At 38.2% G+C, this 14561-nt stretch carries 15 protein-coding genes and 1 pseudogene; 10 read left to right on the forward strand and 6 right to left on the reverse strand.

Annotated elements, in window-relative coordinates; all coding sequences use genetic code 11:
* Positions 1-572 precede the first annotated feature (572 nt).
* From lhaT to PCH02S_RS17570, 3 genes are all read left to right on the forward strand, one after another.
* Positions 573-1163: a lipoprotein heptaprenylglyceryl N-acetyltransferase LhaT gene (lhaT, locus tag PCH02S_RS17560; protein ID WP_127455240.1), complete on the forward strand. Its 591-nt coding sequence runs from the start codon at positions 573-575 to the stop codon at positions 1161-1163.
* Positions 1164-1266: 103 nt separating this feature from the next.
* Entirely contained in the window at positions 1267-2130 is an 864-nt protein-coding gene (locus PCH02S_RS17565) for a M23 family metallopeptidase (protein WP_164819603.1), read from the forward strand.
* A 243-nt stretch (positions 2131-2373) separates the two neighbouring features.
* Entirely contained in the window at positions 2374-2616 is a 243-nt protein-coding gene (locus tag PCH02S_RS17570) for a spore germination protein (protein WP_127455242.1), read from the forward strand.
* A gap of 191 nt (positions 2617-2807) precedes the next feature.
* On the opposite strand, the gene PCH02S_RS17575 is transcribed toward PCH02S_RS17570, so the two are convergent.
* From PCH02S_RS17575 to PCH02S_RS17590, 4 genes are all read right to left on the reverse strand, one after another.
* On the reverse strand, positions 2808-3332 hold the full coding sequence (locus PCH02S_RS17575; protein WP_174806791.1) for a hypothetical protein: 525 nt from the start codon (positions 3330-3332) through the stop codon (positions 2808-2810).
* Positions 3329-3550, reverse strand: coding sequence for a hypothetical protein (locus PCH02S_RS17580; protein ID WP_127455243.1), 222 nt, complete (start codon positions 3548-3550; stop codon positions 3329-3331). The genes PCH02S_RS17575 and PCH02S_RS17580 overlap by 4 nt, the downstream gene beginning before the upstream one ends.
* A 106-nt stretch (positions 3551-3656) precedes the next feature.
* Complete coding sequence (locus PCH02S_RS17585; RefSeq protein ID WP_164819604.1) at positions 3657-4562, reverse strand: sensor histidine kinase; 906 nt, start codon at positions 4560-4562, stop codon at positions 3657-3659.
* A 164-nt stretch (positions 4563-4726) separates the two neighbouring features.
* Positions 4727-5419, reverse strand: coding sequence for a response regulator transcription factor (locus tag PCH02S_RS17590; RefSeq protein WP_127455245.1), 693 nt, complete (start codon positions 5417-5419; stop codon positions 4727-4729).
* Between the two features lie 328 nt (positions 5420-5747).
* On the opposite strand from PCH02S_RS17590, the gene PCH02S_RS17595 reads away from it, so the two are divergent.
* The 4 genes from PCH02S_RS17595 to PCH02S_RS17610 all read left to right on the forward strand — a co-directional run bounded on the left by PCH02S_RS17595 (position 5748) and on the right by PCH02S_RS17610 (position 8268).
* Complete coding sequence (locus PCH02S_RS17595) at positions 5748-6461, forward strand: cytochrome c biogenesis CcdA family protein (protein ID WP_127455246.1); 714 nt, start codon at positions 5748-5750, stop codon at positions 6459-6461.
* 48 nt (positions 6462-6509) lie between these two features.
* Positions 6510-7034, forward strand: coding sequence for a TlpA family protein disulfide reductase (locus PCH02S_RS17600; RefSeq protein WP_407670092.1), 525 nt, complete (start codon positions 6510-6512; stop codon positions 7032-7034).
* Positions 7035-7057: 23 nt separating this feature from the next.
* Positions 7058-7798 carry a prolipoprotein diacylglyceryl transferase family protein gene (locus PCH02S_RS17605; protein WP_127455248.1) on the forward strand — a complete coding sequence of 247 codons (741 nt, stop codon included), beginning with the start codon at positions 7058-7060 and terminating at the stop codon, positions 7796-7798.
* A 236-nt stretch (positions 7799-8034) separates the two neighbouring features.
* Positions 8035-8268, forward strand: a complete 234-nt coding sequence (locus PCH02S_RS17610; RefSeq protein WP_127455249.1) for a spore germination protein — start codon at positions 8035-8037, stop codon at positions 8266-8268.
* Between the two features lie 176 nt (positions 8269-8444).
* Here PCH02S_RS17610 and PCH02S_RS35755 read toward each other — a convergent pair whose 3' ends face one another.
* Positions 8445-8612, reverse strand: coding sequence for a hypothetical protein (locus tag PCH02S_RS35755; protein ID WP_164819605.1), 168 nt, complete (start codon positions 8610-8612; stop codon positions 8445-8447).
* Between the two features lie 183 nt (positions 8613-8795).
* Between PCH02S_RS35755 and PCH02S_RS17615 the strand changes: the two genes are divergently transcribed.
* Together PCH02S_RS17615 and PCH02S_RS17620 are read left to right on the forward strand one after the other, a co-directional pair.
* Complete coding sequence (locus tag PCH02S_RS17615; RefSeq protein WP_127455250.1) at positions 8796-11981, forward strand: FG-GAP repeat domain-containing protein; 3186 nt, start codon at positions 8796-8798, stop codon at positions 11979-11981.
* A 122-nt stretch (positions 11982-12103) separates the two neighbouring features.
* The gene (locus PCH02S_RS17620) at positions 12104-12895 is read left to right on the forward strand and encodes a DUF4309 domain-containing protein (protein WP_127455251.1); all 792 of its coding nucleotides are present in this window, start codon (positions 12104-12106) and stop codon (positions 12893-12895) included.
* An 83-nt stretch (positions 12896-12978) separates the two neighbouring features.
* On the opposite strand, the gene PCH02S_RS17625 is transcribed toward PCH02S_RS17620, so the two are convergent.
* Positions 12979-13800, reverse strand: a complete 822-nt coding sequence (locus PCH02S_RS17625) for a cytochrome c oxidase assembly protein (protein WP_164819606.1) — start codon at positions 13798-13800, stop codon at positions 12979-12981.
* A gap of 240 nt (positions 13801-14040) precedes the next feature.
* Between PCH02S_RS17625 and PCH02S_RS17630 the strand changes: the two are divergent.
* Positions 14041-14301 (forward strand): annotated as a pseudogene (locus tag PCH02S_RS17630) (peroxiredoxin); the annotation flags it as partial.
* Positions 14302-14561: the final 260 nt, after the last annotated feature.

Genomic DNA, 14561 nt, shown 5'->3' on the forward strand with positions numbered 1-14561 from the left:
AGTTTTGAATGGCTCAGATCTTGCTTCAAATACCAACTTGGCTAATCATTCGTGTCCTTGGAGTTAGCTCCTATATGCTACTGTTTTTTGGTATGTGTGCTGGAGTTTTATACAGTATGCCAAAAATACCAAAGACATTTAAAATACAGTTGTATCGATTTCATCATTTATTCGTTTGGAGTTCTTTTGTTGCTGCGATCTTACACGCTCTATTTCTAATCATTGATACATTTTCACCGTTTAGTATCTCTGAGATACTCATACCTTTTACGGCAAAAACGTGGTCGTACGGGAATGGCCTAGGTACAGTGGTGTTATATGGGCTACTTATCGTGTTGCTCTCTAGCGATTTCAGACAATTTATCAATCGAAAACTATGGAAGTTAATTCATTTTATTTCATACCCTATGTTTATTTTCGCGATGATACATGGCATGGGAGGTGGAACTGATACAGAATTGTTAATAGTGATGTATTTTCTAACTGGGCTTATCATGGTTTCATTATTTATTATGCGGTTTTCTGTGAAGTAAACTAACAAAATTTATATCTTGAATACAGAGGTTATAAACATGAAATTTGTTCAATTTTTAGGTCAACCCTGGGTAGTAGGGTTATTACTGATAATCAATATTTTTGGAACGTTGTATGGATACATATGGTACGGGTGGCAGCTTAAAGAGACTCCTGTACAATATTTGATATTTGTACCCGATAGTCCAACTGCTAGTTTATTTTTTGTATTTGTGCTGATTGCTTTTCTATTGAAGAAGAGATGGCCATTAATGGAGTCTTTAGCAATTGTTACATTATTTAAATACGGCATCTGGGCCGTGGCTATGAATCTCCTAGTTCTTATAGTTACTGGTGACCTATCTTGGCAAGGTTATATGTTAATGGCATCTCATGGTGCTATGGCAATGCAAGGGATGCTGTACGCTCCTTACTACCGTTTCAAGGTGTGGCATTTATTAGTCGCGGCTGTTTGGACACTTCATAATGACGTTATAGACTATTTGTTTAAAATGATGCCTCGTTACGATGTGTTGAACCTTTATATGATGCAAATTGGTTATTTCACATTTTGGTTAAGTATGATTTCCATAGGGATTGCTTATTTTTTGGGGTTATGGAAATATCGCTATCAAGTCAATTTACCCTAAACATGATCTGCGGAAATGCCAATATGCCAATATTTAACGCCACTAATAAGTACTCCAATCCTTTATTATGATTATATACCCATCATAGAGGAGTTGGTTGAAATTGAAATTGGTAGCAAAAGTAGCAGGTCTAACCACGAGTTTTCTATTATTTGCAGGAACAGCACTAGGAGCAACATACACGGTTCAATCCGGGGATACTTTAGGGAAAATAGCAGTCAAAAATAATGTCAGTGTTGTAGACTTGATGAAGATGAATCAGTTGAATTCGTATATGATTTATCCTGATCAAATCCTCAAAGTCTCAGGCTCTCAAACTATCTATACTGTACAAAGTGTTGATTCAATGTGGAGCATAAGCCAAAAGTTTAATGTCGATCTGGAGGTCTTAAAAAAGGCTAATCCTCAGATTAAGAATTTTAATAATATCTGGAGCGGATTGAAGGTCTTCATTCCGGATAATTTAAATTCTAATACAACAAATGCTGCTAAACCTGACAAGTTTGTTGATGGACTGTTTCCTGTAGTTAAGGGTAACTATAAGACCCCAGTGTTAAACAATTACAGCGATAATCGGACCTGGACCCCTTCTGGTGAAAACAATCGTAAGCACGAAGGCGTTGATATCATAGCGGATAAAGGTACTCCGATTTACAGTGCTATGGATGGCGAGATCATTAATTTCGGGTGGAATCAGTTTGGAGGATGGCGTATAACGGTTCGTGTGGATGATACTACTGTTTTTTATTACGCACATTTAAGTAAATATGCGGAAGGAATCGGTAAAGGCAGTAAGATCAAGAAAGGGCAAGTGATTGGCTTCGTCGGGAATACAGGATATGGCCCCGAAGGTACGGAAGGGCAGTTCGTTTCGCATTTGCACTTTGGAATCTACAAAACAGATGCCCCTTCATGGTACACAATCGATCCTTACTCCTACCTGAAATGGTGGGAATCTAACTTGTAAGAAAAGCAAGTGCGAACTATAAAGATTAACGAACTATAAAGATTATAGTAAACAAAGAAAGAAGCTAAGAGAGATGATATTTTGCTCTAGCTTCTTTCTTTTATAGTTAATTTCATGTCAATTGCAAAGTAAATGAGTTGATGTAGTTTTTTAACATTCAGCACATTCCTGTTTCAAGTGAATAGGCTAAGATACAGGTTTCAACGATACAAATTCAAGCATTCTACGAAAGGAGTGTGAAATATGCCGAGTTCGATAGTATTTAACATGATTAATGTTAACTCTCAACATAGAAATGCCTCGATTGGAATAGGAGAGAATGCGCAAAGTAGTTGGGATTCACACAGCAAAAATAATTTTGGCAGCGGAGAATGGATCGGATATTCAATAACCACCAACGTTTTTAATGTCATTAATGATAATGATTTTATTGATTCACCAATTAATGATCAGGACTTTAAACCAGCAGTCAATAATCAGGTGTAGATGTTTTTTTATCGTGGCGATAGAAACATTGGAGAGTTAAACAAAAAAACCTCGCCAGCCAAAGTCAGCGTAGCATTAGTATGATTACCAATAACAAAACTACTTTTTTTGATTGCGCTTCTCTAACGTCGTCACCTCTGCAAGGTAAGGTCAGAGTTTGCCCGGTCGAGGTAGAGCTGGAGTCGCTGCATCTACTGTTGCGACTCCGCACGCTTCTCGTGCTGCTTACGTTGTCCGTACGGGGTCATTCCTCGGGGCTTGTACACCGCAAGCGTCGTGGCTACGAGTAACGCCAGCAAGGCGGCGCCGGGGGCGACTATGAGTTGGATCTGCATCTGGAGATCGCTACTAGACAAAGTCGTCTCTGCTGCTACGCCTGCTAAGTAGTTAATTGGCTGCAAATGTACAAATAGGACGATGGTAGAAATGATGGTTATCAGGAATTTAATCAGGATCCAATAGTGACGGAATAGGCCCCACTTGGTGCCCAGAGCTTGGACAAGCCCGGTTAGTAGCGAAGTGAGGCACAACGGGACGATGACGAATTGGGTAATCACCTCCATCGCGAGATAGGCACCTCGCACCGTCTGAGTATCCTGGCTGGTCAGACCTGTAACGGCGAGTGCTAGGAAGCCAGCGACCGCGCCGAGCCAGCCGACCGAGGAAGTGATATGGGCGGTGAGTGCGAATTTGCGGAAGCGAGGCGTTATGGTCATGGCTGCTTCACTCCTTGTTCTATAACGCTGGAGGGCGGTGTGTGGCCACCGTGGTCACCAAAGCCACGTCCGGTGAGGTGCAGAATGACAAGAAACAGCACCAGAACGATGGCAATGATCCCGAACACTTTCACCCAGCGGGGTGTGTTGTTAGTCGATCCGTTGTCAGGTTTGTGCGTGTCCTCCTCTGTAGTGCTTCGTGATGATAATTTTTTCAATGAAATATCCTCCTCTTTGTATTGATTTCATATTTTCTTAATGCTAAATCAAGTATAGCAATGTTTAATGAACAGAAGGTGAACGCAAAATTCACTTCACTTTTCTTCAGGTTTTTTTAGATTTGTTCAGAGCTATAGGGAGCGTGAAAGTGAAAGTTGTACCTCTTCCTACCTCACTTTCCACTTGAATGTCGGTTTGATGAAGATCTAAAATGTGTTTAACAATAGACAAACCGAGTCCTGTACCCGTCTTTTTGGTTCGTGCTCTATCTGCTTTATAAAATCGTTCCCAAATAGATTTAATGTCCTCTTGTCTGATTCCCGGTCCATAATCTCGAATAGAAACCACCGCTTGTTCTTCCTCTTTCAATATCACTTCGACAGTACTACCCGATGAGGAAAATTGCACGGCATTTTGAATCAAATTGACAATCACTTGATCAATTCGATCCGGGTCAGCAAATACGTGGATGTCTTTTGCTTCTTTAGATATCAACTCCACATTGACCTGTTTTTTCATAAATTCAGGTTCCATACGAGCCGCAACTTGTCGAACCAACTCTGATAAATTGAAAATAACGGATCGGATTTGGAGCTGCCCTGCTTCTATTCGGGCCATATCGAGAAGATCATTGACCAATTTAATCATTCGTTCGGTTTGTTCTTTCATGATCGTATAATAATAGCGCTTTCGTTCGCTCGGAATCGTGTCATCCAGAAACGCTCCGATAAATCCATGAATAGAAGTAAGGGGGGAGCGTAAATCATGTGAGACGTTGGAAACAAAATCTTTTCTCATCTGATCTAAGCCAGCCAGCTCCTGTGCCATATAATTTAACGTCTCCGCCAATTCTCCCAGCTCATCACGTGTCTTGATGTTGATTCTTTGATCAAATTTCCCTCTAGCGATATGGAGGGAAACCCGATTCATTTCCCGAAGTGGGGCGGTATTTCTTTTAGAAAGGTTGTAGGTAAATAAGCCTGTAATGGTAATAGAAATAATAAAGGCCAATACGAACAAGTGCCTCATTTGGTTAAGATCTTCTGAATTTAGATGCATGTTAGTCATTTTGTTATGAAACAACAAATAGGAAGCTATAACAAAAACGAGATGCGATACAAATATTATGACGATATACGTGATAAACAGCTTCCAAAAAACACTTTTTATTCGAATCATTGGTTGTCCACCTCGAATTTATATCCAATCCCTCGTATGGTTTTCACTCTCCAAAAAGGATTGGAATCGCCCAATTTTTCTCGAATCCTTTTAATATGTACATCGACTGTTTTGGGGTCACCCCCAAAATCCCAACCCCATATTTGATCCAACAATTGCTGACGTGTGAACACTTGATTTGAATGCAGGGTTAGAAAATACAGCAATTTCATTTCCTTTGGTGGTAACAAGATCTCTTGTTCATCGCAGGTCACCTTGTATTGTTTAAGATTAATATTTAACTTGGGAAGATCAATGATCTCATCCGCTTCTAACATCGGATTGGCTCGCCGGAGTACAGCTTTTATCCTCGCCATCAATTCGTTCGGATCAAAAGGTTTCACCAAGTAATCATCCGTTCCTAGGTCGAAACCTTTAAGTTTATCGCAGTTTTCGCCTTTCCCGGTCAACATGATAACGGGAGTCTTATCAAATCTCCTTATTTCCTTACAAACTTCCCAACCGTCCATCTCAGGCATCATAATGTCAAGAATGACAAGATCGGGAGGACTTTCATAAAACATTTCTAAGCCTTTTAAACCATTGTGCGCTATGCTTATTGTATATCCGCTTTTTTCAGCATACAAACCAATTAAATCGCTTATGTAAGGGTCATCTTCTATGACAAGAACTTTAACTTGATTGTTCATTCATCGGCCTCCTAGTTTATTTGCATCTATAATAGCATCTTATTATGAGCGGAAAGTGAACAAAGTAACATACTACGAACCTTGTTCAATTGTGTTCATCCACGAATAAACAAATATCCAAAATACTAAATCAATGTGTAAATGTAAAAAGTGATGAGTAAGAAAATAAACATTTGAAATGATAAACCTTTTATACTACAATGCATAGTGTAAAGGGGTAACTTTAGTGATCTTTTAGGATAACATATATTTCCCTAATATGACGATGCGTTACCCGTCTTTTTAACTATGAAAATACTAATAAATGTAGTATTTATGGAGGAATGTCATGGAAGTTGCAAATTTAACGCTATGGTTGGCCTTTGGGGCCGGTTTTCTTTCTTTTATTTCACCCTGCTGCCTGCCTTTATACCCATCTTACTTATCCTATATCACAGGAGTGTCGGTTCAAGATTTAAAAGAGGGGAAAGGGATGCTGCAGAGACGTGCTTTATTTCATACTTTGTTTTTCATTTTAGGTTTTTCAATTATTTTCTTTGCGCTTGGTTTATCAGCGAGTCTTGTAGGCGATTTGTTCTCCAGTAATCGTGACCTCATACGACAATTAGGGGGCATACTAGTTCTAGTCATGGGGCTTATTATGATGGGTATCTTTCAACCAGTCTGGATGATGAAAGAAAAGCGATATCAATTTGATAAGAAGCCTGTTGGTTATTTGGGTTCTGTGCTTGTTGGGATAACCTACGCCGCAGGTTGGACACCTTGTATTGGTCCTATCTTGGCAGCTATCTTGACGATTGGTGTCACCGATCCTGAAAAATCAATTGCGTATATTATAACTTATACAATTGGTTTTGCAATTCCGTTCTTCATTATGGCTTTCTTTATTAGCAAAGTGAAATGGATCCTTAAATACTCTAATCTATTTATGAAGATTGGCGGGGCAATGATGATATTAACCGGTATTTTGCTGTATACGGATAGAATGACCAAAATCACCGTTGTTCTTATCAAGCTTTTCGGAGGTTTCACGGGATTTTGAAAGGATAAATAATAGCAGTAAGGGGGAAATTGCTTGAAGAAACAGTGGATACCTTTAGCCATAGTAATTGTGATTGTAAGTGTAATCGTTTATCAGAATATATCCCGAAAGGCCGATTCTTCGGCACAACAAGCAGAAGAGCTCCCAAAGGTTGGTTTCAAAGCCCCAAGCTTCACTCTACAGTCCTTAGATGGAAAGACGTATGTGATGCCAACCCCCGATAATAAACCAGTTGTTGTGAACTTCTGGGCTTCATGGTGTGGTCCTTGTCGTTTAGAAGCGCCAGAATTAGTCAAGATATATAAGAAATATCAAGGTAATATTGAAATCTATGCTGTTAATTTAACATCTCAGGATAGTCCCAAAGAAGCTAAAGCGTTTGCAGATTCTTTTGGGTTTACATTCCCTGTTCTCCTAGATAATAATAAGAATTTTCAGGTATCCGACCTGTATCAGGTACAGGCCATTCCAACTACTTACTTTATTGATAAGAATGGATTGATTGTTGATAAAGTAGCCGGATATACAGATCCACAAACGCTAGAGAAAAAATTTCGCAATTTACAAAAATAATCACATGACAAGAGGGGGATGCTATGCCAGAAATTTTACAATTAGGTCCATTTATGCTTAAATACAACTGGTTGTTATGGGCAATAGCTGCTGTAGTAGGATATAGCGTGATGAGATATCGTGTAAAAAAAGCGGAGGAAGTAGACAAATCAGTGTTGGAAGTTCTTTCTACTGCTCTTTTAATTGCAATCATAACTTGGAAGTTAAGCCCTTTGTTATTGTCCACGGAAATATGGGGAAATCCTTTGAGTGTGTTATTCGTTAGTGGCTCAGATCAAGGGGCCATAATTGGTTTTACATCTGCGGTTATTTATACAGGAATCAAGTGCTGGAAAAAAGGATCACTCGCGTGGCAGTTGCCCGATTTGCTAAGCTATGGCATTACAGTGATGGTTATTGTTTATAACATGCTTTCTTGGCAGTATGGTAGCCTAACAGCGCTCCCATGGGGAATTTCGATCATGGATCCAAACCATAAATATCATCCAGTTAATGTTTATCTTATATTAGTATCTCTGCCTATAATAATTTGGCTTTGGAGACGGTCAGTTTCCTCGATTGGCTCGGGAGAACTATTTGCTAATTTCTTATCTTTTTTCGGCATAGGGCTTTTAGCGGTGTCGTTTTTCGAAAATCAAACGATGTCTGTATTCGTTATGTCTTGGAAGCAGTTGTTTTACCTTGTAATGGTTCTCTGTGGCATTGTTTTGAACTATTTAATAAAAAAGAAGCAAATAGATCAGTTGTTGGGGTTAGAACAATAAAAGAACGAACTGTATGGGGTTGTTGACAAAATGGGTTGAGGAATGATTTTTCCTCAACCCACTTTTTTTCTTGATTTTTTTATACTGTGAATAATGTTCCTGTTGGCCAAATCATTTATTTTCAACGGCCAGATGCTTTACACAAGCCCAATCCGCCATTAGTGAGGTGACACTTGGGCGAACATCTACATACGATGTTCTATTGGATATACAAATGACTGAAGGGGGAACGACCGATGAATTTGAACACATTATTTGGAAGTATTAAAATCCTCTCTGTTTCAAACAGTTCTAATGTCCAATTCGGGGATGCCGCTTTTATTGTGCTCTCAAGTACCAATAAGATGTATGGTGGTGCCAATGCGTTTTCACCTGGGGACAGTTTCGGATCCCTCACCAATAATCCGAACAGCAGCACGAATACAAGTGATCCAGATATAATCGATGGTGCGAATACTAGTGTCGTGTGATTTTATTAATTTATAACCGGCATGCTTATCGGGCATAAAAAGAAAACCCTGCCGATGACAGGGGGTGTTGACAAAGTAGGTACCATTACAAACTTCAGTTATTTTCTCCGATGCTGTTGTCATACGAAACAACTGAGACCTTCATTTCCGTTGTCAACAGCCTCGGTATGTACAGTTTATTTTTTTTCTTTTGAGTCGCCCATATTCATTTTACTATGGTCCATATTACTCATGTCTTCTTTCTTTTGGGTGTTATCAGCTTTTTGCTGACAGCCGGATAATGCTACGATTAATGCTATAGAACATATAAAAAGTAATGCGGATTTAGCGATTTTTTTATGCATCCAGGTTCACCTCCTTTGTTTCTTGAATTAAATACTACAATAAGTAGTGTTAAATTTCAATGAAGATTTCATATTCACTTTCTACAATGAAAATACTACAATAAGTATTGTTTATAGAACACATAATTATACAGTCAAGACTTTTATTGAATCCATTAGCAGTATTGAAGGAGATTGAAGTATTTGTTATTGATTAAAAACAGAAAGAAGTTTTTTTTAGGACTTGTTGCATTATTGTCAATCTGTGTAATTGTTATCTCGATCGCATCCCTGAGTTCAAAAGAAGAGTCTATTAAATTATTGTATGTGATGAATCAAGGTCAATATGATCAAGCTGCTTATCAAAATTTGGAGCAGACGACTGTTGTGAATGTAAATCTAGCTTTAAAAAGCTTGGATCAATTAAGTTCACGGCAGTGGGAAGAGTATGATGCTGTCTATTTAGACCCTTCTCTGCACGGCAGTAAGAATCTTCAAAATGCTCAAAGCGATTTAACTCGATATGTAAAACAAGGTGGGCATTTATTTATTGAGAATGATCTAATTACTGATTTTCCATTGGATTTTATAGGAGCGTCTAAGGTTAATGAGATTGAGTCGAATGATAAATTTGAGTTTAAATACCCTGAGGTTGACTATAATCTTAGTGGAATGCAAACAATGATCAAGCTATTTAATGATAATTTCCTTAAACATATTGGAATGAAAGAATTGCCTGGATTTCAATGGGGAAAGGGTATTGTACCTTCTAGTGCGGAAACATTGCTTTCGATGGATAATAATATCTCTCTTTTTACAATGAACCGCTATGGAAAAGGAACCGTACTGTGTTCGGGAGGGCTCATTCCGAATCGTTATTTTATTACAGGACTTGATTTGCAAAGTGGGTATGATTCTTCGAAAGGATTCCCAGTAAAAGCGGAGCAAACACATCCGGCTCCTGTGGGTTCAGGAGTGGCATATTTCGATTTTAAACAATCTCAACCTTCCGAACCTTATTTTAATTTTACTTTCTCCGCAGCGAACCAATTGCTTCGAAGTGAGTTTATTTCTTTTGTTTCTAAAGAAAAGTTAGGCTATAGTTTAAAGAAGGTATTTGGCCCTTATGGCAGGCCGGCAATGGCTTATCAAAACCACTTTGAGGCATTGTCTGCCATTCGAGATAAAGAAGGTATTCAATGGGCTGAGCTTTTAAAGCAGTATAATCAAATCCCTTCTTTTTCGTTAATTCGAGCTTCTTTCGAATGGTGGAAATGGGATGAAAGTATAACCGTACATTTGAATACAGGAACATCCTCGCAACCGCAATTCGAAGGTGAGTTACCGAATTCATTTTATGGGAGCGGTCTCCATCTGAAGAGTGGAAATGAAAATATAAGCTTGGCCACGTATCCACAGAGCAAGGAATTAGCCGCGGCAATTGAACTACCCTATCGAGCGTATCCTGCATTCGCAGATATAAAAGGGAACGGCACCGAAGACCTTTTATCTGGTAGTGCAGATGGGTTTATTTATGATTATAGAAATACAGGTCCCAACGGTAATCAGCAGGGCTTAGCAAATTTGAAATTGCCGGATTCTTTTGATCAACCGGAAAAACTTCTAGATGCTACAGATACCCCTATCCATGTGGTTGTGTATTCCACTATCTTTGCTAAGGATATTAATGGAGATCATTTAACTGATCTAGTCATTGGGGATCAAAATGGGTTAGTCCAATATTCATTAAATCTTGGGAACAAGAAATTCTCACAACCTCAGCCCTTTATGGTTGGGGACAAGCCCTTACAAGTATCGTCCTATGCCGCTCCTACATTAGGTGATATGACTGGAGATGGAGTAGTTGACTTAATCGTTGGTGATGGTAAAGGTAATATTATTGAATTTTTTGGTGAAAATAATGACTTTGCTCATTTCGAAAAGGGAAAGCAACTCTTCAAGATTCAATCAAAGTTTGCGGCGCCATCTATTCGAGATATGAATGAAGATAACAAGCTGGATCTCGTAATTGGAAATAGTGAAGGGGATATACAGATCTATGAAAATCAAAACGGACAATGGATAGATCGAGGTCCAATTAAAGGGAAAACACTCAATCAGATGGGGAATACATCGTTAGTTGGGGGGCATAATTCGGTACCGATCTGGTATGATGTAAATCATGATGGCAGTGACGATTTAATAGTTGGTCAATTAGAATACGGGCTTTCATACCCTATCGATGATCCCCAATTTCCGTATAAAGAAGAACTGAAGGAGTTTATAGATTATTCAAAGAAAAATAAATTGGAACTATACCCACATATCTTAGTACATAATTACGAAAGAAGTAGTCTAGAGAAAGAAGAAATAACCCTTCATAAAAAAGCATTTGATGAGCTAGGGATACCTTTGGGAAGCATGGGAGCAAACCAACATACATGGCGTATAAATAATGAGGATCGAGTACAAACATTAAAAAACGAAAATGACTCCGGTGTATGGTTCAATTTTGGTTTTAAACCTTCATACGATCATGTTGATCCACAGTGGGGAAATGACTTTACTTGGGGTTTACCATTCTTATTGCAGGATAAAACGATAAAGCAACCAATGCTATTATTTGCTCCCTCCCCAATTCTACGCAGAACGGGGGATAACGCAACTGAGGATATCTATAACGCCTTTGTTCAATTAGATATGCCCATTGATTATTTTGAGCATGTCGAATACCACTTTCCAAATGAAAATAGGCCTTCTAGAGTTAACGAACTTCTAGATTTTGTTGAATATCTCGATGATATTCGCAATAAAGCTGATTATAACTTTGTGACCGAGCCTCAAATGGCTAGATCCATTATGGCTAGTATGACAACTCAAGTAACAATTAAAAGGCCGTGGATTACTTATTTAGCTGATTCGGTAAAAAATCTCTTTGGTAATGGAAAGCATGTAAGTCTTACTTTGAGTACTACTTCGTCGGATGCTTGGAAACTTGCGGCAGAATATCAAGACTCAGTTGGCGTTTCCTTTGAGCCAGGAAAACGTTATAGTGGTATTCCATTTGCTACGAATTCTGATGTTTTTTTAAGGGGTGACAACCGGCTTTATGTTGGTTTAGCTAAAAAGGAGACGACTCTCTTCATAAGTTGGGAAAAGGATGATATTCATATTGTCCGGTCGAACGTTCCGGTGCAAATACATAAAAGCAAAAATAATTTGAACATTAGTCTCAATTCAGAAGGAATGCAACAAATAAAATTATTTGCACCAAGACCATTAAACATACAAGGTCAAGATTTGAAAATTCAATATCTGCAAGAACAAAACTCTTATGTAGTGACTCATATTGGTGAAAAAACGAATATTATTGTTAGTGAAGAGAAGTGATAGAGAATTATAGAAGAGGAGCCGAGTATAGAGGCTAGAGGATAATTTTTGTGATTAAACCAAGAATAAACTGCATAATATTAAGTGATTTAGATTATCTGCAAGCTAGGGAGGGAGCAGTAGTGAGAAAAAATAATATAATGCTTATCTCTGTTCTGCTACTAGTATTTTCTGCTGCCGGCTGCAGTGGAAAAGCGCAACCAATAACAAAAACGGTTGCTCAAGCTAGTGATGCACCTAACCTAGTTGCCTCAGCTATGAGTAAGTGTTCATCTGTGCAAATACCAGATAATACGGAGGTAAATACGAACATAGATAAAGATGCGGGAATTTTTATAGCCTCATGGTATGATGAATCAAAAGGTAAGGATGTATCAATTAGTACTCACTATAACGAAAGCGATTGTTCGGAAAGTGTTAAATCTCGAGTTTCGAAACTAATTAAAGAAAACTCTTCTAGTAGTGATAAAGTGTCTTCAATTAACAATAAAGATCAATCCCCAAATCCTCGTAAGCTAAAAGTAGAATTAACGAAAGATTTTCTCTCCTCCGCGTCAAAAGGAAAGCTGGATGGTATTGAGTTTGGGATTGGAGCCTCAAAAAAAGAGATAGAACAAGAATGGGGAATTCCAGACGATAAAGGACATGAAAATGTTGAGTATTATGCTTATTCAGATTCAATATTTTACTTTTGGGACCATGAGAAGGTAGGAGCTATTAAGCTTTCCCTAAGTAAGAATGAACTAACCTCGAGTGACATTGAAAGAATTTTAGGGAAGCCTAAATTTGAAGGACCCGATAATGAGGATGGAGGATATTTATTACATTACGAATCTGGGAACTATGAATTATTTTTTAGTGCTGAGTCCAAAGATGCTCCAATTAGTAACTTAGTATATAAGAAATTAGAATGATAAGAATAAAGTTGAGAGAAAAAAGCGTAATCAAGCAACCTTTTAGGTGCCTGATTACGCTTTTTTAGTCTGGAATCAGCTAGTTACTGAATAATGGATTCCCCTGAATTTTCTTTACGATACCAACGTTTGAAAACCATGGAAAGAGCTATAACAAAAACAATTTCTTGAATAGCTTTCATTATCACGCCACCAGACTGTTGATCGGTATGAGGATCCAAAAATCCAATTATTTGGGGGAATGTACTATACGTATTATAGATGGCACCGTCTGCAAACATAATGAATGTACATACCGGATAAATCAACAAACCATTTATTATGAGAAAGGCTATTTTTTTTAGGTCAGATAATTCATCAAGCTCAGGGATGGGGCAAATAATGAACCACCATATTTGAAGGGCAGTTACAAATAGAATAAGCTCATACAAAGTTCCAAGCCAATAATACTGAGTTGACATTAGAGAGTCAAAAATTACAGGGAAGTGGTAGAGTGTCAAAAGACCATTAAAAGTTAAAATCGCCAAAATGGGATTAGATGCTATACCTGCTATTTTTTTATTTAGTTTCCATGGAAAAACAGCTCTAACTAACCATTTTGGAATTCCCAACAGTATTAGTGGAGGTACAATAAACAATAACAATGATTGTTGAACCATATGTGCACTGAACAAATAGTGATGGGCGAGTACTCCGAGAGGGCCGCCATTTGCAATGTAAAATAAAAACAGTCCTATTATAAAATAGATTTTGTGACGAAGCTTAACTGGCTCAATATTTGTTAAACGCTTCTTAAAAAAGGCCAATAGATTGAGATACCCTATTGCGCTTACTAAAAGGATAAAGAATAACACAGGGCTCCATAATTCAAAAAATGAATAATCATGAAAAATGTTGGTGTTCACTAGCAAATTTCACCGCTTTCTAATAATACACTACAATGCATAGTATATAAAATATATATCCCACTTTATTTAATAAAGGTTAAATTGTCAATAGGGGCATTAAACTTCAGCGAAATGTGCATAAATCGAAAGATTAAGCACATTAATTATTTTTGCACATGTTTGAAACATTGAATTTTTCCGTTCTATCGGGTTTTTTTATCATTTAAGGATTAATGTACATATTTTTTTTGTAGATATGTTCGGCCTGATGAGCTGAACGCTCATCATAAATTTATCACGAAATATGAGCTGCCTTTCCTGCTGCTCTCAGACAGCGACCACCAGGTGGCTGAAAAGTACGGAGTATGGGCGCTCAAAAAGCTGTATGGCCGTGAGTACATGGGCATTGTCCGTTCGACCTTCCTTATTGACGAGGAAGGCTACATCGTGAAGGAATGGAGCAAGGTGCGGATAAAAAACCATGTCCAGTCGGTGGTGGAAGCGGTCGAAGCGCTGTAAGAGGAAGGCTGTCGAGAGAGGTTCTCGACGGCTTTTTTTGAAAGAATGTTTTGGGGTTGAGCGAAAGCTCAACCTTTATTTAATTTTGTTGCTAAAATCTAAGTATGGAATCGAATCTACTCAAACAAATATTTTTCGTTGTAAAGACAGCTGTGCAGTAAAGTTAATGGGCTACGTTGCATTACATACAACGTAATGGTGTGGTCAGATCGCGATTGTGATCTTTCGTTGCACATCATACAACCATTTGTTGCAAAAGG

The sequence above is a fragment of the Paenibacillus chondroitinus NBRC 15376 genome (genome assembly GCF_004000765.1).
GTDB classification, from domain to species: Bacteria; Bacillota; Bacilli; order Paenibacillales; family NBRC-103111; genus Paenibacillus_E; species Paenibacillus_E chondroitinus.

Excerpts from the sequence above, each read along its gene's own strand:
- lhaT (WP_127455240.1), top strand. The coding sequence starts at position 573 with ATGAAATTTGTTCAATTTTTAGGTCAACCCTGGGTAGTAGGGTTATTA.
- PCH02S_RS17570 (WP_127455242.1), top strand. The coding sequence starts at position 2,374 with ATGCCGAGTTCGATAGTATTTAACATGATTAATGTTAACTCTCAACAT.
- PCH02S_RS17575 (WP_174806791.1), bottom strand. The coding sequence starts at position 3,332 with ATGACCATAACGCCTCGCTTCCGCAAATTCGCACTCACCGCCCATATC.
- PCH02S_RS17590 (WP_127455245.1), bottom strand. The coding sequence starts at position 5,419 with ATGAACAATCAAGTTAAAGTTCTTGTCATAGAAGATGACCCTTACATA.
- PCH02S_RS17595 (WP_127455246.1), top strand. The coding sequence starts at position 5,748 with ATGGAAGTTGCAAATTTAACGCTATGGTTGGCCTTTGGGGCCGGTTTT.
- PCH02S_RS17605 (WP_127455248.1), top strand. The coding sequence starts at position 7,058 with ATGCCAGAAATTTTACAATTAGGTCCATTTATGCTTAAATACAACTGG.
- PCH02S_RS17610 (WP_127455249.1), top strand. The coding sequence starts at position 8,035 with ATGAATTTGAACACATTATTTGGAAGTATTAAAATCCTCTCTGTTTCA.
- PCH02S_RS35755 (WP_164819605.1), bottom strand. The coding sequence starts at position 8,612 with ATGCATAAAAAAATCGCTAAATCCGCATTACTTTTTATATGTTCTATA.